This is a genomic window from Streptomyces stelliscabiei (assembly GCF_014873495.1).
Taxonomy (GTDB): Bacteria; Actinomycetota; Actinomycetes; order Streptomycetales; family Streptomycetaceae; genus Streptomyces; species Streptomyces bottropensis.
Map to the genome: position 1 here is coordinate 1,433,538 of NZ_JADBGF010000001.1, position 19,689 is coordinate 1,453,226.

At 72.2% G+C, this 19,689-nt stretch carries 18 protein-coding genes and 2 pseudogenes; 6 read left to right on the top strand and 14 right to left on the bottom strand.

Features of this window, described 5'->3' with window-relative positions:
* The first annotated feature begins 82 nt into the window (after positions 1–82).
* Entirely contained in the window at positions 83–1,933 is a 1,851-nt protein-coding gene (locus tag H4687_RS06190; protein WP_046913732.1) for a serine/threonine-protein kinase, read from the top strand.
* A gap of 40 nt (positions 1,934–1,973) precedes the next feature.
* On the opposite strand, the gene H4687_RS06195 is transcribed toward H4687_RS06190, so the two are convergent.
* The 5 genes from H4687_RS06195 to H4687_RS06215 form a co-directional block, all read right to left on the bottom strand.
* Positions 1,974–2,864 carry a MurR/RpiR family transcriptional regulator gene (locus H4687_RS06195; protein ID WP_046913733.1) on the bottom strand — a complete coding sequence of 297 codons (891 nt, stop codon included), beginning with the start codon at positions 2,862–2,864 and terminating at the stop codon, positions 1,974–1,976.
* A 112-nt stretch (positions 2,865–2,976) separates the two neighbouring features.
* Positions 2,977–3,900, bottom strand: coding sequence for an ABC transporter substrate-binding protein (locus tag H4687_RS06200; RefSeq protein ID WP_046913741.1), 924 nt, complete (start codon positions 3,898–3,900; stop codon positions 2,977–2,979).
* A gap of 110 nt (positions 3,901–4,010) precedes the next feature.
* Entirely contained in the window at positions 4,011–4,700 is a 690-nt protein-coding gene (locus H4687_RS06205; protein WP_046913734.1) for an ABC transporter permease, read from the bottom strand.
* Positions 4,697–5,362, bottom strand: a complete 666-nt coding sequence (locus H4687_RS06210) for an ABC transporter permease (protein ID WP_005474952.1) — start codon at positions 5,360–5,362, stop codon at positions 4,697–4,699. Before H4687_RS06210 ends, H4687_RS06205 begins: the two co-directional genes overlap by 4 nt.
* A complete protein-coding gene (locus H4687_RS06215) occupies positions 5,355–6,524 on the bottom strand; it encodes an ABC transporter ATP-binding protein (protein ID WP_046913735.1) in 1,170 nt (389 codons plus the stop codon). Before H4687_RS06215 ends, H4687_RS06210 begins: the two co-directional genes overlap by 8 nt.
* Before the next feature lie 424 nt (positions 6,525–6,948).
* Between H4687_RS06215 and H4687_RS06220 the strand changes: the two genes are divergently transcribed.
* Positions 6,949–7,854 (top strand): amidohydrolase family protein, encoded by a 906-nt coding sequence (locus H4687_RS06220; RefSeq protein WP_046913736.1) that lies wholly within the window; start codon positions 6,949–6,951, stop codon positions 7,852–7,854.
* A gap of 15 nt (positions 7,855–7,869) precedes the next feature.
* Here the strand turns inward: H4687_RS06220 and H4687_RS06225 are convergent, their stop codons facing one another.
* The 3 genes from H4687_RS06225 to H4687_RS06235 all read right to left on the bottom strand — a co-directional run bounded on the left by H4687_RS06225 (position 7,870) and on the right by H4687_RS06235 (position 11,393).
* Positions 7,870–9,294, bottom strand: coding sequence for a cytochrome P450 (locus tag H4687_RS06225; protein ID WP_046913737.1), 1,425 nt, complete (start codon positions 9,292–9,294; stop codon positions 7,870–7,872).
* A 165-nt stretch (positions 9,295–9,459) separates the two neighbouring features.
* Complete coding sequence (locus H4687_RS06230; protein WP_179860320.1) at positions 9,460–10,098, bottom strand: phosphoribosylanthranilate isomerase; 639 nt, start codon at positions 10,096–10,098, stop codon at positions 9,460–9,462.
* A gap of 50 nt (positions 10,099–10,148) precedes the next feature.
* Positions 10,149–11,393: a PucR family transcriptional regulator gene (locus tag H4687_RS06235; RefSeq protein WP_179860194.1), complete on the bottom strand. Its 1,245-nt coding sequence runs from the start codon at positions 11,391–11,393 to the stop codon at positions 10,149–10,151.
* A 328-nt stretch (positions 11,394–11,721) separates the two neighbouring features.
* On the opposite strand from H4687_RS06235, the gene H4687_RS06240 reads away from it, so the two are divergent.
* Both H4687_RS06240 and H4687_RS06245 read left to right on the top strand, forming a co-directional pair.
* On the top strand, positions 11,722–12,597 hold the full coding sequence (locus H4687_RS06240) for a DUF4394 domain-containing protein (protein ID WP_046913740.1): 876 nt from the start codon (positions 11,722–11,724) through the stop codon (positions 12,595–12,597).
* Positions 12,598–12,752: 155 nt separating this feature from the next.
* Positions 12,753–13,020, top strand: a pseudogene (locus H4687_RS06245) (sporulation protein); the annotation flags it as partial.
* Here H4687_RS06245 and H4687_RS06250 read toward each other — a convergent pair.
* From H4687_RS06250 to H4687_RS06260, 3 genes and pseudogenes are all read right to left on the bottom strand, one after another.
* Complete coding sequence (locus tag H4687_RS06250; RefSeq protein WP_434977159.1) at positions 13,014–14,399, bottom strand: LCP family protein; 1,386 nt, start codon at positions 14,397–14,399, stop codon at positions 13,014–13,016. The pseudogene H4687_RS06245 and the gene H4687_RS06250 sit on opposite strands and share 7 nt — an antisense overlap.
* Before the next feature lie 149 nt (positions 14,400–14,548).
* A pseudogene (locus H4687_RS06255) lies at positions 14,549–15,476 on the bottom strand (M56 family metallopeptidase).
* A gap of 6 nt (positions 15,477–15,482) precedes the next feature.
* On the bottom strand, positions 15,483–15,869 hold the full coding sequence (locus H4687_RS06260) for a BlaI/MecI/CopY family transcriptional regulator (protein WP_046913910.1): 387 nt from the start codon (positions 15,867–15,869) through the stop codon (positions 15,483–15,485).
* Between the two features lie 198 nt (positions 15,870–16,067).
* Here H4687_RS06260 and H4687_RS06265 point away from each other — a divergent pair, with 198 nt between their 5' ends.
* Positions 16,068–16,643 (top strand): TerD family protein, encoded by a 576-nt coding sequence (locus tag H4687_RS06265; RefSeq protein ID WP_020114594.1) that lies wholly within the window; start codon positions 16,068–16,070, stop codon positions 16,641–16,643.
* Between the two features lie 10 nt (positions 16,644–16,653).
* Positions 16,654–17,298 carry a hypothetical protein gene (locus H4687_RS06270; protein WP_046913909.1) on the top strand — a complete coding sequence of 215 codons (645 nt, stop codon included), beginning with the start codon at positions 16,654–16,656 and terminating at the stop codon, positions 17,296–17,298.
* Here the strand turns inward: H4687_RS06270 and H4687_RS06275 are convergent.
* The 3 genes from H4687_RS06275 to H4687_RS06285 form a co-directional block, all read right to left on the bottom strand.
* Complete coding sequence (locus H4687_RS06275) at positions 17,282–17,698, bottom strand: DUF7144 family membrane protein (RefSeq protein ID WP_046913908.1); 417 nt, start codon at positions 17,696–17,698, stop codon at positions 17,282–17,284. The two genes, H4687_RS06270 and H4687_RS06275, sit on opposite strands and share 17 nt — an antisense overlap.
* 51 nt (positions 17,699–17,749) lie before the next feature.
* Positions 17,750–18,220, bottom strand: a complete 471-nt coding sequence (locus tag H4687_RS06280) for an SHOCT domain-containing protein (protein WP_046913907.1) — start codon at positions 18,218–18,220, stop codon at positions 17,750–17,752.
* A 114-nt stretch (positions 18,221–18,334) separates the two neighbouring features.
* A complete protein-coding gene (locus H4687_RS06285) occupies positions 18,335–19,684 on the bottom strand; it encodes a hypothetical protein (RefSeq protein ID WP_046913914.1) in 1,350 nt (449 codons plus the stop codon).
* Positions 19,685–19,689 lie beyond the last annotated feature (5 nt).

The window sequence follows — 19,689 nt, forward strand, 5'->3', positions numbered from 1 at the left end:
CCGGAACGCGAGCCCCCGCTGAGCTAGCCTCAGCATTCTTGGGGGCGAACTGACGTACGCCAAAAGTCATTTCGGGGGTGTTGTGTCAGACCAGCGGCCGGTTCCGCCATCATCGACGGCGGACAGGGCTCCGGCGCTGCGGCAGGCGGGTGCCCTGCCGCTGCGCCCCGGCGACCCGGACCGTATCGGTCCCTATGTGCCGCTCGGGCTGCTCGGCAGCGGCGGCATGGGGCGCGTCTATCTGGCACGCCCCGCCGACGCCGGGCCCGACCTCGTCGCGGTGAAGGTGATCAGGCCCGAGTACGCGGAGGACGTCCGGTTCCGCCGCCGCTTCGAGCAGGAGGCGGCGGTGCACAGCCGGGTGCGCACGCCGCGCATGCCGCGCCTGGCCGGCACCGGCTTCCGGGACGAACTGCTGTGGATGGCCACGGAGTACCTGCCGGGACTCGATCTGTCGGCCGCCGTGGACGAGGACGGCCCCCTGTCGGCCGCCGCAGTGCGGCGGCTGGTGGCGGAGCTGGGGCAGGCGCTCGCCGACCTCTCCGCCGCGGGGATCGTGCACCGGGACCTCAAGCCGTCCAACGTCCTGCTGTCCGCCCAGGGCGCGCACGTCATCGACTTCGGCATCGCGAAGGCCGCCGACGCCAGCGCGATCACCGGCACGGGCAACCGCGTCGGCACACCGGCCTACATGTCGCCGGAGTATCTGCGGACCGGCGAGTGCGACACGGCCTCGGACGTGTTCTCCCTGGCCTGCACCCTGGTCTTCGCGACGACCGGCCGCGCCCCGTTCGGCGACGGTACCGGCGTGGACGTCATGCACCGGGTGGCGTTCGAGGAACCCAATCCGGACGTGCTCGCCGAGATCGCGACCGCCGATCCCTCGCTCGCCTCCCTGCTCGCCGCCTGCCTGGCCAAGGAGCCCGGCCGGCGGCCGACGCCGGGGCAGCTGATCGAGGCGGCCGCCTCCGAGTCCTGGGGCGCGGAAGCGGTCGCGTACGACTTCCCCGACGCCGGGGCGACCGGTGAGGCCGAGCCGTCCGGGACGTTCGACTGGCCCGAGCCGCTGGCCGCCCGCGTGCTCGCCCGGCAGCGGGCGTGCGAGACGTTGCGCCGGGTCCCCCTCGAACAGCCCGGTCCCGGACCGGTGGCGAAGCCGTCGGCGGCGGTCGCGGCCGACGCCTCGCCGGGTCCGTCCCCCGAGGACGCCTCGGCCCAGCCGTTACGGCCCGCTCCGTCCCGCGGCCGGGCCCGCCACAGGCGGGTGCTGATCGGCGCCGCCGGTCTGGCCGCGTGCCTGGCGGCCGCCGGGGCCGTCCTCACCCTGCTGAGCCCCGCCACGACCGAGGCCTCGCCGCGCAGGGGCACGACGACGTCCGCCGACGCCCGGCCCGGCGACTCCGTGTCGCTGCCGCCGTCCAAGGGCTCCGGCCGTGCGGGCGCCGCCCCGGACGGCGGATCGGGGGCCTCGGAGGTGTCCGGCAGGTCCGGCGAGGACGAGCGGACCCCTGCCGACGGCACGCCGCGCGCCGACTCGTCCGCCCCCGGTTCCGGGAACGGCTCCGGGACCGGCGCCGACGACGACCCGGGAACCGGTGCCTCCGCGCCCGCCCCGAACAGCAGCGCGCCCACCGAGACATCGCCGTCCCCGAGCGAGGTGGCCACCGAACCCGGGTCCCCGGCCTGGCTCACGGACTGCACGTACTACTACGGCAACGGACGCACGAAACTGGGAGACAGCAACAAGCGTGTCCGACAGGCACAGTGCATGCTCTCCAAGCGGGGCTACGGCCTCGGACCCGGCGGCGTCAGCGGCACGTTCGACGACGGGACGAAGGCCGCCGTGGAGAGCTTCCAGCGGGAGAAGGGTTTGCTGGTCGTCGACGGCGTCGTACGACCGCGGGTCTGGAAGGCGCTGCGCTCGACGGAGTGAGCCGACGAGTGGAGTGGGCGGAGCCGCGAGACCGGGCCGCTCAGTCGACGAACAGGCCGCGTTCAGCGGCCCGCGCGTCGAACTCCTCCAGCCGGGCCTGGGCCTGCGGGAGGGCGTCGCACATCGCTTCCAGGAGCACCTGGCCCAACAGCATGGGCGCGCCGACGGTGTCGAACACCAGGCCGGTGCCCACGGCGGCGGGGAGCAGTACGTCGCTGTGGGCGGCGACGGGGGCGAAGGTGCCGTCGGCGACGGTGACCACCGTGAGCCCGGCGGCACGGGCGTGGGCGAGGGCGTCGAGGAGTTCGCGCGGATGGCGGGGCAGCGCGAAGCACAGCAGCGCGCTCGCCCCGGCCTGCCGGGCCGCGTCGATGCGGTCCGCGAGCAGGGAGCCGCCCTCGTCGAGCAGCCGTACGTCGGTGTGGACCTTCGCCGCGAAGTAGGCGAAGCTCCGTGCCTGCGCGGCGGAGGCACGCAGCCCGAGCACCGGCAGCGGCCGGGAGACGGCCAGCAGACGGCCCGCGCGCTGCACGGGCCCGGGGTCCGTGAGCAGGGACGCCAACTGCCGCAGGTTGTCGATCTCGGCCTGCACGGCCCGTTGGTAGGGATTGGCGGGCCGGCCGTCGACGTCGTGCCCGGCGGGTGCGACCGCCCGCAGCCGGTCGCGCAGGGCCGGATAGCCGTCGAAGCCCAGGGCGACCGCGAAGCGGGTCACCGAGGGCTGGCTGACGCCGGCCAGCCGGGCCAGCTCCACGCTCGACAGGTAGGGGGCGTCCGCCGCCTGCCGGACCAGGCAGTGCGCGATACGGCGCTGCGTCGGGGTGAGCCGGCGTCCCTCGAACAGCTGCTGCAGCCGCGCCGCCGCGCCGGTTCCGCCGTGTTCGCCGGTGCCGGTTGCGCCGGGTCCCTCGGTGTCGACAGCGTCCGTCATCGGGTCTCCCGGCCGGTCGTCGTGTGCGGAGCCCTCCCCTGCCCGGCGGGGACGTCGATGCGTGGTGCCGGGCAGGGGCGGGGGCGGACGGTGTGGGTGCGGCCGAGGATCCTCAGCCCGCGAGACCGGCGGAGGTCAGCCAGTCCTTGGCGACGGTGTCGGAGTCCTCCTTGTCGTTGCTGAGCCTCTTCATCATCTCCAGCAGGTCCCCGGTGGTGAGCTTGGCGGAGACCGCGTTGAGCGCGTCCTTGGCCTTGTCGTTCACCGCGTCCTTGTAGACGAGGGGCGTGACGTTCTGCGAGGCGAAGAGGTTCTTCGGGTCCTCCAGGACCACCAGCTTGTCCGCGACGATGGCGGGGTCGGTGGTGTAGAGGTTGGCGGCCTGCACCTTGCCGTCCTTGAGCAGCTTCACCAGGGTGGTCTGGGCGCCCGCGTCGAGCGGCTGGAACTTCCCGAACTCGACGCCGTAGACCTTCTTCAGGCCCACGCCGCCCTGGACGCGGGTCTTGAACTCCGACCCGGCCCCGAGGGTCATGTCCCCGGCGACCGGCTTGAGGTCGGCGAGGGTCTTGAGCTTGTACTTGGCCGCGGTCTCGGCGGTGACCGTCACCGAGTCCTTGTCCTCGGCCGCCGCGGAGTCGAGGATCTCCACCGACGAGGGGAGCTTCTCCTCCAGTTCGGCGTTGATGTCCTCGGTGCTGGTCGCGGTGCTGTTCTTGTCGACCGCGACCGTCAGCAGGGCGCCGTTGTACTCGGGCAGGACGCCTATGCCGCCCTTGACCACCTGGTCGTAGTAGACCTCGCGGGCGCCGATGTCGAACTTCCGGGTCACCTTCAGGCCCTTGTCCTCCAGGGCCTGCGCGTAGATCTCGGCGAGCAGCTGGTTCTCGGGGAAGTTGGCCGAGCCGACGACGATGGCGTTGCCCCCGCCACCACCGCTGTCGCCCGCCAGCGGGTTGTCGTCGCTGTCACCGCCACCGCCGCAGGCGGTCAGTGTGAGCGCGGTGATGAGGCCGAAGGCGGCGCCTCTGTACATGCCTCGCATGGGTCGTTCCTCTCTCGGAGCCCGGAAGCTCGAAAACTCAAGATCAGGTTCTGGATCAGGGTCAGGATCAGGGGTCAGGATTCGGTATGCGGTGTCGGGGTTCAGGACCTGCTCGCCGTGGTCCTCAGCCCCGGTGAGACGACCACGCGTCGCAGCGCGGTGAACCCTAGCTGCACGACGAGCGCGAGGGCGACGACGACCGTGGAGCCGCCGATGACCAACTCGTAGTCGTTGCGGGAGAGTCCGTCGACGATGTAGCGGCCCAGGCCGCCGAGGCCCGGGTAGGCGGCGACGGTCGCGGTGGCCACGACCTGGATCGCGGCGACCCGCAGTCCGAGGAGGATCAGCGGCAGCGCCATCGGCACCTCGACCCGCGTCAGGATCTCCCACTCGGTCATGCCGACCCCGCGCGCGGCGTCCCGGGTGGCGGGGTCCACGCCCCGTACCCCTTCGAAGGTGTTGATGAGGATCGGCGGCACCGCGAGCGCGATCAGGGCGACCAGGACGGGTGCGGTGCTCAGCCCGGCGAGGGTGACCACGAGGACGACCAGGCCGAAGGTCGGGATCGCGCGGGCGAGGTTCGCCACGGTGGCCACGGCGAAGGCGCCACGGCCGGTGTGCCCGACGAGCAGACCGAACGCCAGCCCGACGACGGCGGCGAACAGCAACGACAGCCCGCTGTAGGTGAGATGCTCCAGCAGCCGCCGCGGGATGCCCTCGTCTCCGTGCCACTGTGCCGAGGACGTCAGCCAGTCCCCCACGAGCCGCATCTGGTTCAGGAAGTCGTTCATGCCGACGTCACCTTGTTCCGGGACCACGGGGTGAGCAGCCGCTGCGCGAGGACCAGCAACGCGTCGGTGGCGAGTGCGAGCAGCATGATCAGGACGATCGCGGTGACGATCGGGGTGGGGAAGTCGAGCTGGAGGCCGCGGGTGATGTAGTAGCCGAGGCCGCCCTGCCCGATCAGCTGGCCGACGGCGACGAGGCTGATGGAGGAGACGGCGGCGACGCGTACGCCGGCGATGACGACGGGGACGGCGATCGGCAGCTCGACCTGGACGACGCGGCGCACGGCGCCGAACCCCATCGCGGTGGCCGCGAGCCGTACCGGTTCGGGGACCGAGGCGAGGCCGTCGACCACGTTGGGGACCAGGACGGACAGGGTGTAGAGCGTCAGCGGGATCATCACCGTCCGTTCGGTCAGCCCGGTGTAGCGGACGAAGACCATGAACAGGGCGAGGGACGGGATCGAGTACAGGATGTTGGACACGGTCAGCACGGGTGGGTAGAGCCAGCGGAAACGGTGGCACAGGATGCCGAGCGGCACGGAGACGAGCAGCCCGAACAGCACCGGCAGCAGGCCCAGTCTGAGGTGGATGCCGGTGTATTCGGCGAGTTCGGCGGTGTGATCGGCGATCCACCCCCACCGGACCAGCGGTTCGCCGTCACTCATCGCTCACCGCCGCGCGGGCGTCGGCGGGGGCCGTCCTGCCGGCGGACGCCGTGGACGCGGTCTCGGCCGCCTCCGCGGCGGTGACCGCGCCGGCGGACAGTTCGTAGGCGTCCGCGACGCCGACGACCACGCCCCGCGCGTCGACCGCCACCGCGAGGCGGGCGGGTGACAGGAGGGCGGAGTCGAGGGCGGCGCGGGCCGAGTCGCCGTCGAGGCCGAAGGTGTGGCCGAGGGGGGCCAGGGACACGTCCGCGAGGGTGCCGGTGGCCGGCAGCGCGTCGGTCGCGGCCCAGCCGAGCGGCCGTCGGGCCTCGTCGACGACGAGCACCCAGGGGGCGTCCGCCCTCCGGGCCTCGGCCACGGACGAGCCGACCGGCAGCACCGGGCCGTCGCGCAGCGGCAGTTCGGCCGCGTCGACGAAGGAGAGCCTGCGGATGCCCCGGTCCTGGCCCACGAAGTCGGCCACGAACTCGTCGGCGGGACGGGCGAGCAGCCGCTCGGGGCTGTCGAACTGGGCGAGTTTGCCGCCGGTGCGGAACACGGCGATGTTGTCGCCGAGTCTGATCGCCTCGTCGATGTCATGGGTGACGAACACGATGGTCTTGTGCAGCTCCTTCTGCAGCCGGATGAACTCGGCCTGCAGCTCCGCCCGCACGATCGGGTCGACCGCGCTGAACGGTTCGTCCATCAGCAGCACCGGCGGGTCGGCGCCCAGCGCCCTGGCCACCCCGACCCGCTGCTGCTGCCCGCCGGAGAGCTGGTTCGGGTAGCGCTTGGCCATCTCGGCGGGCAGGCCGACCAGTTCGAGCAGTTCCGCCGCCCTGGCCCGCGCCTTCTTCCGGCCCCACCCCAGCAGCAGCGGAACGGTGGCTATGTTGTCCAGGATGGTGCGGTGCGGGAACAGTCCCGCGTGCTGGATCACGTAGCCGATGCCCCGGCGCAGCTCGGGCGCGTTGACCTCCCGGATGTCGCGGCCGCGCAGGCTGACCGTGCCGGCGGTCGGCTCCACCATGCGGTTGATCATGCGCAGGGTGGTGGTCTTGCCGCAGCCGGAAGGACCGACCAGGACCGTGATGCCACCTTCGGCCAGCTCCAGGGACAGATCGTCCACCGCTGTCGTGCCGTTCGGATACTTCTTGCTCACCGCGTCGAATCTGATCAAGACTGCCCCTTACCCGACTGCATATGGTCATGCAGAGTTGTCGGTGACTGAATGACAGTCAATGGAATTCCGTGAACGGCACGTTACGTTCACACCAAGCCATCCCCAAGGCGCCCGAGTTATCGCTATATGTGAACTTTGGCCCTCTTGATAATGAGGCGGGCGAGTGAGGGGAGACACCCGATGCGGGGCGTGACGGGGGCACGGGACGGCGAGCGGGCGGCCTCCGGCGCGCGTAGGGTCCGGGACGAGGTCCTGCGTTCCTGCGGCGCGCGATCAGGGAAGTTCTCTCCCGCCCGGACGACGACCGGCCGTGCGGGATGGACGTGGAGACGGTGTGCCGCGCCATCCTGGACTCCGACGGCGTCCGGAGCGGACCGCGCGCCCTGACCGGGGAGGCGTCGACCATGGCGGAAGGAGCGGCATGACCAACTGCGACGTGCACCAGCACCTGTGGACCCCCTCGCTGGTGACGGCCCTGCGGTCCCGCCGCGAGCCGCCGTACCTGGACGGCTGGACCCTGTTCCTCGACGGCGAGCCGCCCTACGGCATCCCGCCCGCCGACCACGACATCGCCCTGCGTACGGAACTCGCCGGAACCGACGGCCTCGGCCGGGCCCTGGTCTCGCTCTCCTCGCCGATCGGCGTGGAGTGGCTGCCCGCGACCGAGGCGCGCCCCCTGCTCGACGCCTACCACGAGGGCTCGGCCGCGCTCCCCGAACCGTTCGGCGCGTGGGCCGCCGCCTGCGTGCGGGACATCGACGCCAAGGTGACGGCCCAGGACCTCGACCGGGGCTTCGTCGGCCTCCAGCTCCCGGCGGACGCCCTCGGGGACGCGGCCGGTTACGCGCGCTGCGCCCCGCTCCTGGACCTCCTCGAAGAACGCGGCCTCCCGCTGTTCGTGCACCCCGGACCCGCGCCCGGCGGCGCCGAGGGGCCCGGCTGGTGGCCCGCCATGGTCCCCTACGTCCAGCAGATGCACTCCGCCTGGTTCGCCTTCCGCGCCTACGGCCGTCCCCGCCACCCCCGGCTGCGGGTGTGCTTCGCCCTGCTGGCCGGGCTGGCCCCGCTGCACGGCGAGCGCTTCACCGCGCGGAGCGGCGGGGCGGACGCCGGGGCGGACCCGGACGTCTTCGTCGAGACGTCCTCCTACGGTCCGACGGCCGTCGAGGCCGTGGTCCGCGCCCTCGGCGTGCGGGCCGTCGTCCAGGGCTCCGACCGCCCCTACGCCGAACTTCCGCAGCAGCCCGGCTTCGGGCTGGGCGGGGCCGCGGCGTACGCGTTCCGTATCGCCAATCCCCGGCGGCTGCTCACCGGGGAGGGCGGCTGACCCGGTGGGCGTCCGTCAGCGGCCGGAGCGGATCAGTCCCCTGAGATAGCGCCACAGCGAGGAGCGCTGCCGGGCGGACACGTCCGGCGTCACCGTCCCCGCCGTGTCCCCCTCGCCGGCCCCGGCCGCCGCCGGGTACACCGCCGGCGGCTGCTCCTGCGGCGGCACCAGTTCGTAGCGCACGGGCAGCGAGCGCAGACCCCGCATGAAGGGCGAGGAACGCCAGGGCAGTTGGTCGACGGGCAGCGCGAGGTCCAGGTGGGCGAACCGCTCGAACAGCCGGCCCACCCCGACCGCGGCGACCGTGGAGGCGAGTTCGCGAGCCGGGCACTGGCGCGGGCCCGCGCCCCAGGACAGATGGGCCCGGGTGCTGACGGTGGCGCCGCGTCCGACGTTGCCGGCGAAGAGCGGGTCGGCGTGCGCCGCGGCGGAGGACACCCAGACCGGGTCGCCCGCGCGGATCGTGTAGTTGCCGAGCCGGGTGTCCGCGGCCGCGAACCTCGGCACGAAGTTCACCAGCGGCGGCTTGCGCATGACCACCCGGTTCATGGCCTCCCGGACCATGCCGGCGGACAGGCTCGCCCGCACGCTGTCCTCGCCCGAGAGGACCTCGACGACCGTGTTGGAGATGAGGATGCCGACGTGGTCGGACGTCATGCCCAGCAGCATGAACAGCTCACGGGCCAGCTGGTCGAGCGAGAGGTCGGGGTGGGCGGCCAGCAGGTAGGAGGGGAAGTCCTCGCCCGGCGTCTTCAGCTTCAGCTCCGCCAGCTCCGCCAGCGCGCCCAGCAGCCGGTCCAGGGCGGGCCCCGCGTCGGGTCCGGCGTCCAGGACCCGCCACATGTCCATCAGGGCGTCGTCGCCCTGGGAGCCGGGGAAGCCGAGCAGATGGCTGGCCACCATCAGGGGCAGGGGCCGTGCGAACTGCGCGGACAGGTCCGCCAGTCCCGTGCCGCCCGCCTCGCCCATCAGGGTGATCAGCTCGTCGGCGTAGGCGGTCACGGCCGTCTTCAGCCGCTTCGTCTGGGGGTTGCGCGGGTCCTGGAAGGGCTTGAGCGCCTGGTCCCACGCCGTCCGCAGCGACCGGTAGCCGGGGCCGCCCTGGATCAGCACGTGGTTGACCTCCAGGGAGGGTCCGAGCGGCCAGTCGGCCGGAACCCTGCCCTCGGTCCTGGCCCGCCAGTTCTCCAGCCCCTTGGGCCAGCCCGCGTCGTCCTGGAGCACCTGGAGCGACTCCCGGTAGCCGAGCACCAGCCAGGCGGGTACGCCCAGCAGGTCGACCGGCGCGACCGCGCCGTGCCGCTGCCGCAGCCGCTCGTACACCAGGGAGGGGCGCGTCTCGTAGTCCCGGGTCAGCAGCGGTTCGGCGGACATCGCCTCCAGCCCCGCGCCGTCCAGTTCCACGGACACACCCTCGCCCGACCGGATTTCCCTCATCATGCCGCCCGCCCCTCCGACACTCCCCGTACCGGCCCACCTTCAGCCGGTAGCCGGAACGTGGGGACCCTACCCCAGGGTCACTTCCGGGGGAACGCCGGGCATCACCACTCACAGCTTCACACCGGTGACGCACCGCCCCGCGGCCGGCGGCGCCACGGCCACCCGTCACCTCCCGGCACGGGCCGCCTCGACGAACTCCCTGATCAGAGCGGGGTCCTTGACGCCTCGGCGCTGTTCCACGCCGCTGGAGACGTCGACGCCGAAGGGGTCGGTCGCGGCGACGGCGTCGCGCACGTTCTCCGGGGTGAGACCGCCGGCGAGGAGCCACCTCTCCCCGGCGGTCGCCTGCGGTCCGCGCGCCCAGTCCCAGGCGATGCCCGAGCCGGGGACGGGCGCGTCGAGGAGGAGCATGTCCTCGCCGAACTCCCCGCAGCGCGGCACCGAGTCGCCGAACGCGGCGGCGCGGATCAGGGTCCGGCCGTCGGCCGCCAGGGCCTCGTAGTAGGCGCGGTCGTCGGGGCCGTGCAGCTGGATCGCCCGGATGCCGGACTCCTCGGCCAGGGCCCGCACGTCGTCGAGGGGTTCCTGGCGGAAGACGCCGACCGTCAGGACGTGCTCCGGTACGCGGCGGCCCAGCCGGGCGGCGGTGGCGGCGTCGATCCGGCGGGGGCTGGCCGAGAAGACGAAGCCGATGGCGTCGGCGCCCGCCTCCACGGCGGTGTCGACGTCCTGCTCGGTCCTCAGGCCGCAGATCTTGACGAAGAGGGAGTCACTGGAGTTGCTCACGCCCCCAGCCTGCCGCATCGGCGGCGCCGCGGGCACGGCGACCACCCCGTGCCGCACCTCGCGCTCGGTCAGCGCCAGGCTCCCGACAGGCGCCGGGTGACGACCGCGCTGAGCGTGCGTACGCCCCGCGTGGAGCCCGGGTCGATGCCGGTGAGCTCCCGCACCCGGCGCAACCGGTAGTCCAGGGTGCGGGAGTGGACGTTGAGGGCGGTCGCCGTGGTGCCGCGGTGCATGTCGTGGCGGTAGTACGCGTCGAGCGTGATCAGCAGGTCCGGACCGGAGTCCAGTCGGCGGGCCAGTGCGCGCAGCCACGCGTCGACGAACGGCATGTCCGCGACGGCGAGTTCGACGAAGACGTCGGCCAGGGTGTACGGCCGCGGCCGGGCGGAGGCGGGCCGCGGCGGGGCCGTCCGGCTGATCCGCCGTGCCCTGTCCAGGGCGTCGCCCGGCTCGGCAGACGGGGCGACGGCGGTGCCGACGGCGCAGGGGCGGCCGAGGGCGAGGGCGAAGTCCCGCACGACATCCGGCAGATGGTCGGGGACGAGGTCGGGCAGGAGGCCGGGCACGGTGGGCGGCGGCACGCCCTCCTTCGCCGCCGCGTCCGTGGGCAGGGGCACCAGCGCGATCAGCTCACCGCCGCCGTCGTCGGCCCTCGGGCCCCACATGACGGGCGTGCGGTGAGCCTTCACGAGGGTCTCGATCCCGTTTTCCAGGAATCGGTCGACAAGGGGGGCTTCGGCCAGCCGGAACACCGTCACCACACAGTATTCGGGCAGTTCCATGTCCACGGCGACAGCGAGTTCCGCCGCTATCGGATCGCCGTTCAGTAATGACCGGGCCAGCAGGGCGACCTGCTCGGTGTACGGCATTCGGCGGCGCAGTACGCGTACGAATCCCTCGCGGTAGGCGCCGATGCCCCGCTCGCCCTGCGGGGCGAACCAGGTCATCATCCGCATGAGTTCGTCGACGCCGCCGCCGCGCTGGGCCTCGGTCGCCTCGTTGATCTCGCGCAGCATGAGCGCGGTGTGCACCCGCAGCACCTGCTGCCGCGCGTCCAGCGACATCCCGGCGCCCGCCCGCGACTCCCCCATCGACGCGATGCAATCAAGATCGCCTTCGGTCAACTCGCTTTTGTGCGGCGAGAGTTCGACCGTGCGCTGCCGCAGCCACAGCGCGTGTTCCAGCGTCTCGTCCCGGGCCCGGGGGTCCCTTTCCAGGAACCCCAGCTCCGGTATCTCGCGCGTGTACGTCTCTACCTCGCGGCGGGCGTTGGTCGACGCCCGGCGGGCCAGTTCGGCGAAGAGGCTCCCCATGCAGGCGAGCATGTCAGGCAGGGCGAACGGGCCGACAGACGACTTCCGGACGGCGTTCGTCACTCCTCATAAAACAGCGGCAAGTATGCCCACAGGGTTTTTGTCACTGTGCGCAAATTTCCCGGATCGGGGCGTTCCCCTCCCGGCTTCCGCTTGTGGAGGAGTCGTAAAGCGGCCTTAATGAGAACCGCGTACGGGCCCGTGGGGGAAGCGCGGGGCAACTATTCCGGGGCGGCTCCGGAAGCTCGGCTATCGGTACGGGCCCGGGTACGAAATTCCTCAGCCGGGCGCCCCGCAACGGCGCCCGCTCGAACGGGAGGGCAACCCGATGAAAGCAGGCACGAGAAAGAGAATCACGGCTGCGCTGGCGGTCGTGGTCACGTCGACGGCGCTCATGCTCGGCATGCCGGGCACCGCTTCGGCCGCCCCCGCCGCCGTCCCCAGCCTGCGCGCGTTCGGGATCAGCGGCGACGGCACCCTCATGGCCACGTTCACCACGGACCGGCCGGACGTGCTCAACTGGGTGCGGGTCATCACCGGCCTCAGCGGCGACACGGCCCTGGTCGGCATCGACTTCCGGGTGCAGGACGGCCTGCTGTACGGCGTCGGCAACAAGGGCGGCATCTACACCATCAAGACCCCGCCGGCCACCCAGGACGTCGTGGTGACCAAGGTGTCCCAGCTCCAGTACGCCCTGCACGGCACGCAGTTCGGCGTCGACTTCAACCCGGCCGCCGACCGCCTCCGCGTGATCAGCGACAACGGCCAGAACCTGCGCCACAACCTGGGCGACCACACGACCATCCAGGACGTGAACCTCACCACCCCGCCGGTCGAGGGCACGACGAAGGGTGTCACCGCCGCCGCGTACACGAACAACGACCTCAACGGGGCTACGGCGACCACGCTGTTCGACATCAACACCAACAGCGACCAGGTCGTCATCCAGTCCCCGGCCAACAACGGCACGCTCGCCCCGACCGGCAGCCTCGGCCTCGACGCCCAGCTCAAGGCCGGCATGGACATCTACAGCACCCTGAGCGGCGGCAGGACGGTCGACAACGCCGCCTTCGCCTCCCTCACCCCGAGCGGGGCCAGTACCCCCTCGCTGTACAGCGTCAACGTCTTCACCGGCGAGGCCGCCTTCATCAAGCAGTTCCCGCTGAACATCACGGACCTGGCCATCAGCCTCACCGGCTCCTGACCTCCCGCACGATCCCACCCTCGCCGCGGCCCGGCCGACACCGGACCGCGGCGCGTCCGCGTCCCGGTCTCCCCTGTGCTTCTACACGTCCGTGGAGGGCGATCATCGCCCTCCACGGCGCATGTACGTACGGAAGTCAAGGAGTTGACGCCACGATGGTGTTCAAACGACTGCTCGGTTCGCTCGGTGTGGGCGGCCCCACGGTCGACACGGTTGTCGAACCCGGGGGCGGTCCGCCCGGGGGCCACGCCGACCGGGCGGGTCCAGCTGCGGGGCGGTGACACCGACTTCGAGATCGAGCACCTGGCCCTGGAGCTGGTGGCGCGCGTCGAGGCCGAGCACGAGGAGGGCGAGAGCGAGGGCGCCGTCGTCTTCGACCGGACCGCTGACGAAGGGCTGACCGGTCTACTGACCGGTCACCGCATCTTCTCCAGGTCGAGGTCCGAGCCGACGACCAGGGTCACCACTCCCGCGGCGGCGTCCGCGGACCGGGTGGCCCTGGTGTCGGGCAGCCGGGAGGCGAGCACCTTCGCCTGCTTGGTGAGACCGTCCGGGTAGGCGACCGTGGTGGCGTCGGTGTTCTCGGGCGCGTTGCCCGTGCCGACGACGGTGAACCCGGCCACACGCAGCTTCTCGGCGACGGCGGCCGCGCGGCCGGAGACCCCGGTGCCGTTGAGGACGCGCACGCGCACGGTGGACGCGTAGATCAGGTCGTTCCTGGCCTGGGCCTGCAACCGCTTCTTGTCCACCTCCTTGTCGTTGGCGAGGGAGGTGAACAGGTCGGCGGCCTGCGGGTACTGCCAGACGACGTTGGCCCTGTCGGCGGGGACGTCGGCCTCGCGCGGGTAGTTGGGGACGGTCAGGAAGCTCAGCCGGTCGCTCGGGATGCCCTTCAGTTCGGAGGCGAGATCGTAGATGGGGTCGATGCCGTCGAGATCCTCGTCCGTGGTCAGGGACTTGGTGGCGGACTGCAGGAAGTCGTAGAGCGCCGTGGGGCTCGTCAGCTTGGACTTGGCCTTCGCGGCCAGGGTCTCCATGAACTCCTGCTGGCGGCCGATGCGTCCGATGTCGGAGCCGTCGCCCACGGCGTAGCGGGTCCGCACATAGCCGAGCGCCTTCTCGCCCCCGACGGTCTGGCAGCCCGCGTCCATGTCGAGGAGGGCGTCCTCGTCGTGGATGGCCCGCTCGGGACAGACCTCTATGCCGTCCAGGGCGTCGACCATCCCCTTGAAGCCCTGGAAGTCGATGGACATGAAGTTGTCGATCCGCAGGCCGGTGTTGTCCTCGACCGTCTTGATCGAGCAGGCTGCGGCGCCGGCCACCTCACCGCCCGAACCGCCGATCGCGAACGCCTCGTTGATCTTCGCCAGATGCGGACCGGAGGTGCCGCCGTCACCCTTCTCGCACGCCGATATCTCGACCCATGAGTCACGCGGGAACGACACCACGGTGGCCCATTCGCGGTTCGCGGGCAGGTGCAGCACCATCAGCGTGTCCGACTGCATGGTCGTCAGGTCCTTGCCGTACTTCGCGTTCGCCCCGTCACGGCTGTCCGAGCCGACGACCATGATGTTCTTCGAGCCCGGACTGAGGTTGGCCGGCCGGTCCCCGCCGAGCTTGCCGTCGATGTCGGCGCCCTTGATGTTGTTGTCGAGGTCGTTGTAGACCCAGGCACCGACGCCTCCGGCACCGAGGACGAGCACGGCCGTGGTGCCCGCGAACCAGCTCACCGCCCGGCCCCGCCGCGTCAGCCGCGTCCCCCCGCCTCCGGCACCCGCGCGCCGCCTTCCCGTACCGCTCACCGGCCTTCCCCCGCCTCGGCCGCATCCGGCCGGTCGACTGCCCCCTGGACGTCCGGACTGTGTGATCACCGAACCCGCAGGACTCTACATGCATGTAGATATACGGATCGGTGCCGCACACGTCTCATCACGCCCCGCGGTCACGAACGTCACAGAGGCGTCGCAGCGTACAGAATGAGGGTCATCGACACGGCCGAGTTGGCCGATGACGTCGCCGAGAGCGCCGCCCCGACGGCCGCGCCCCACGCGGCCAGCCCCACCGAGGTGAACACCGGCGGCCGGCTGCGGGCCACGGGTGCGGGGCCCAGCAGCGCCGCCACCCGGCGCGGCACCGGCCCCGACGCGGCGAAGCCGGCGAGCGTCACCACCGGTGAACCGGCCGACACGAGCGCGGTCTTGCGATCGCGCGCGCCACCACCCGGCGGCTGCCGACCGTGTGCGCCGCGTCCTCGTCCGCCCAGCGCTCCGCCGTGTACGACACGGCCGTCCGCAGGGGCCGCAGGAACGGGTTGGCGCGCGCCAGCCGGACGGCCACCAGCAACCGGTGGTGAAGGGCGGCGAGATGGGCCCGCTCGTGGGCGAACAGCGCCCGCCGCTCGGCCGGTTCGAGGCAGGCCGGCAGGGCCGGGGTCACCACCACCCGGTCGCGGTCGCCCCCGGGCAGCGCGTACGCGTAGGGCGCCGTGTCGGGCACTACGGCCACCTCGGTGTCCGGCAGTCCGGCCAGGGCCCGGTGGGCGCGGCGGCGTGTCCGCCGGTGCCGCCACAGCGTGCGGGCGCAGGCCGGCAGGACGGCGAGGAGCGCCGGGATGGCCAGCCGCCCGGCGACCTCGTCGTAGCGACCGCCGCGCGCACCTCGGGGTCGGACCAGCCGCCGGGCAGCGGGTTGCCGGGCAGTCGGGCCGTGCCGACGACCATCAGCAGGCCGAGGCGGACGGTGCTGCACACCGCCGTGACCACGGCCACGCCGGTCAGCAGCCGGGTGGCGGTGCGCGGATGCAGCCGCTGCTCGGCCAGCAGCGCGATGGGCCACGCGATCAGCGGCAGGACCCGTGGCAGGATGACGAAGACCCCCATGCGGCCTCAGTCGTCCCCTTCGGCCCTCGCCCGCCCGAGCAGCTCGCGCAGCAGGCGCTCGTCGTCCGGCTCCAGGGAGGTGACGAAGCTGGCCAGTACGGCCTCGCGGTCGCTCTCGCCGTCGAGGACCCTGCGCATCCGGTGCGCGGCCAGGCCCGCCTGGTCGGAGGCCGGGGTCCACACGAAGGAACGGCCGGAGCGCTCCCGGGTCACCGCGCCCTTGGCCAGCAGCCGGGTCAGGATCGTGATCACCGTCGTGTAGGCGAGGTCGCCGCCGAGGCGTTCCTGCACCCACCCCGCGCTCTCGGGGGCGCGCGCCTCGCGCAGCGCGGACAGGACGAGCGCCTCCAGCTCACCCTGCCCCCGCCGCCGGGGACGCTGCTGGTCCGTCACGCCCTGCCTCCTCGCCGCCGGCCGATCGATCCGCGTCGCGTTCTCTACAGAATTGTAGAAGGAGGATTGCCGAAACACCTCCACTCTCCTTCTACAGTGCTGTAGATTTCGAGTCGCGGCAGTCCGCCGGGGCATCGGGCGGTGCCGCAGGATCCGCAAGGTCTTCAAGACCCCCGAGTTCTCAAGAAGGAGTCCACCGTGGGAGTTTCCCTGTCCAAGGGCGGCAACGTCTCGCTCAGCAAGGCCGCACCGGGCCTGACGGCCGTCCTGGTCGGCCTGGGCTGGGACGTGCGCACGACCACCGGCACCGACTACGACCTCGACGCGTCGGCGCTGCTGCTCGACGCCTCCGGCAAGGTGCTCTCCGACGGGCACTTCGTCTTCTACAACAACCTGACCAGCCCGGACGGTTCGGTCGAGCACACCGGGGACAACCTCACCGGCGAGGGCGAGGGCGACGACGAGTCGGTCAAGGTGAACCTCGCGGCCGTGCCGGCCGAGGTCGACCGGATCGTCTTCCCGGTCTCGATCCACGACGCCGCGAACCGGGGCCAGAGCTTCGGCCAGGTCCGCAACGCCTTCATCCGCGTGGTCAACCAGGCGGGTGGCACCGAGATCGCCCGCTACGACCTGTCCGAGGACGCCTCCACCGAGACGGCGATGGTCTTCGGCGAGCTGTACCGCAACGGCGCCGAGTGGAAGTTCCGCGCCGTCGGCCAGGGGTACGCCTCCGGGCTGGCCGGGATCGCCGCCGACTTCGGCGTCAACGTCTGAGGAGGCCGGGGTGACGGGGCCGTATCCCCCGACCGGCCTCCGCCCCGAGGACCGGGCGGACTTCGAGGCCGTGCTGTGCCGGGCGCTGGACACCCCGCAGATCCGGGACGCGCTGCGCGCCGACCCGAGCGGTCTGGCCGAACGGCGGCTGCGGGTGCGGACGTCGGCGGACGCGGACGCGATCGTGGCGGCGGCGCGCGGCGAGTACCGCGCGTATCTCACCGCACTCGTCTCCGCCGCCGACGAGGACGCGAACGGGGCCGGGCGGTGCGAACAGCGGTCCGCAGACGCCGGGTTGCTGCCGCTGCTGGCGGTGCTCACGCCGTCCCTGGCCGCCTGCTCCGCCGCGGTCGTCCTCGTCCTCGGCTGCCTCCTGCGACTGATCGGAGTGCGGGGCACGCTGCCCGGCTCGCTCCTCGCCGCCGGATGGACACTCGCGCTCTTCGCGGCCACGAGTGCCCTCGTCGCCCTCGCCGCGCTGCTCCGCACGGCGCTGCGCGGCCCCGGCGGCCCGGCCGAACCCGCCCGGCCGGAACAGGCGCGACTGGTGTGGCAGCAGGCCCTGTTGCACCGCGGCATGCTGCCACACCTGCGTCGCTGCCTGCGGGAGGACCCCTCCCTCAGCGAGGCGAGTCCTCCTAGTCGTCCCGCTTGACCACGCACAGGGCCCAGATGATGAACGCCGAGAAGGCGATCATCACGATGGACCAGACGGGGTAGTACGGCAGGGACAGGAAGTTGGCGATGATGATGAGCCCGGCGATGGCGACGCCGGCGACGCGGGCCCACAGCGACGCCTGGAACAGGCCCAGGCTGACGAGGACGGCCACGACACCGAGGGCGAGGTGGACCCAGCCCCAGCCGGTGAGGTCGAACTCGAAGACGTAGTTGCGGGTCGAGACGAAGACCTCGTCCTCGGCGATGGCCATGATGCCCCGGCAGATGCCGAGGACACCCGCGATCATCAGCATGATGGCCGCGAAGACCGTCAGTCCCTCCGCGAAGGGATGTGACCGCTTGGTCGCGTGCATGTGCCCGGAGTGTGTGGCGGTCATACCGCTGCCTCCATTCGGTTTCGTGCGGTTGCGTGCGGTGTCGTCGGGGCCTCAGCGCGCGGCGGCGGACGGGCCGACGCCCGTTCCCGCCGAGGCGCCGTGACCGCTGAGGACCAGTTCCTTGGCGCGGCGGAACTCGTCGTCCGAGATGTCGCCGCGCGAGCGGATCTCGGACAGCCTGGCGAGTTCGTCGACGCTGCTGGGCTGTCCGCCGCCGCCCTTGGCCGTCTCCCGGATGTAGGAGTCGAAGGCGGCCTGTTGCGCACGTGCCTGGGCCACCTCGCGACTGCCCATGTTCTTGCCGCGGGCGATCACGTAGACGAACACACCCAGGAACGGCAGGAGGATCGTGAGAACCAGCCAGCCCGTCTTGGCCCACCCGCTCATGTCGTCGTCGCGGAAGATGTCGACCACGACCCGGAAGAGCAGCACGAACCACATGATCCACAGGAACAGCAGCAGCATGGACCAGAAGACGCTCAGCAGCGGATAGTCGTACGCGAGGTACGTCTGACCACTCATGTCTCTCCTCCGTTCCGGACGTTCGCCCGGCAGGTCTGCCCCGCCGTCCTCGGCGCGCCCACGGCACCGCACTCGGCGCCGATCTCAGGGTGCCCGGTGCGAGGGCGGGCGGCCTCACCCCGGGAGGGTGAGACCGGCTTCCTCGGGGGCCGGGTCCGCCGCCGCGGCGACCATCGCCACCAGCGCCAGCACGACCACGACCAGGACGGCGACGAGGACGACCGCGCCGACCGTCGGGTGGTTCCACAGGATGAGGGCCAGGGCGCCGGCCCCGAGGACGATGCCGTTGGTCCACCGGGGATGGGCGGCCAGCAGGCGTCCGGCCCGCCCGGTGCTCAGCCCGGCACCGCGCAGCGCCCGCCCGGCCTCCGTGGTGCCGTGCCCGGCCAGGGTCCGCACCCGGCGGGCGACCCGTCCGGGGCCGTAGAGATAGGCGGCGAGGGCCGTGGCCAGGAAGACCACGAGGAGCGTGCGGGCGCTGTCGCGCAGGAAGCGCAGGAAGGTGTCGAAGATGGCTCCGGCGGCGTCCGGTGGCAGCGTCGCGGACGGCACGGCGTCCAGATAGACGCGCCGGACGACGGCCAGCGCGACGAGCAGGACCGCCATCATCACACTGATGCCGAGTGCCGTGATCAGCACCATCACCCGGTGGCCGGGCGCGGTCCACACCGCCAGGGCGGCGAGTGCGACGGTGATGACGGGCAGCCAGGTGCCGAGGATGTTCAGCAGCCTCATGGCGTCCTGCGCCTTGCCCAGTTCGTCCGTGTGGAACAGCGTGACCGTCCGGTTGCTGTCGGGGATGGCGGCGGCCTTGTCGAAGCCCGCGTCGACGAGCCGCCGGCGTACGTCGTCCACGACGGCGCCGACGTCGAGCTGGATCGTGTCGCCGGTGGCCCGCAGGGCGCCCTCCCGCTCGCCGGTGAGCATGTGCACCACCGCCGCGTGCGCCTGCCGGTTCGAGGCCTCCCAGGTCCGCCGGAAGATCTCGCTCTCCACGACCCGGGTGACGTTGCGGTCGACGACCGTACGGACCACGGACCGCAGCGGGCCGTCGAGGGACCCGGCCCCCGCCACGACCTGCGCCGGCGCGCCGTTGTCGGAGAGCACCTTGGTGAGGGCGTCCGTCACCGCCTTGACGTCCACCTTCTTGACCACCTCGTCGGTCAGCCGGTCGATCACGACCTGCTGGACGGCCGGGTCGGACGCCAGTGGGGCGACCGTCTCGACATAGCGGTCGGTGTCGGCGACCGTCTCGTTCACCCAGGCCGCGACGACGGCGAGGGGAGCGAGGAGCAGGGTCACCACCAGCAGCACGGCTGCGCCGGCCTTGCGCAGCCGCCGGTGCCGTACGCCCGCGTGCCGGCGCAGCCGCTCGTACTCGGCGCGCTCCTCGGCGCTCAGCACATGACCGGTTCCGTCTGTGCTCCCGCCTCCCGAAGGCGCCGGTACGGAATCCTTGCCCATGGTCA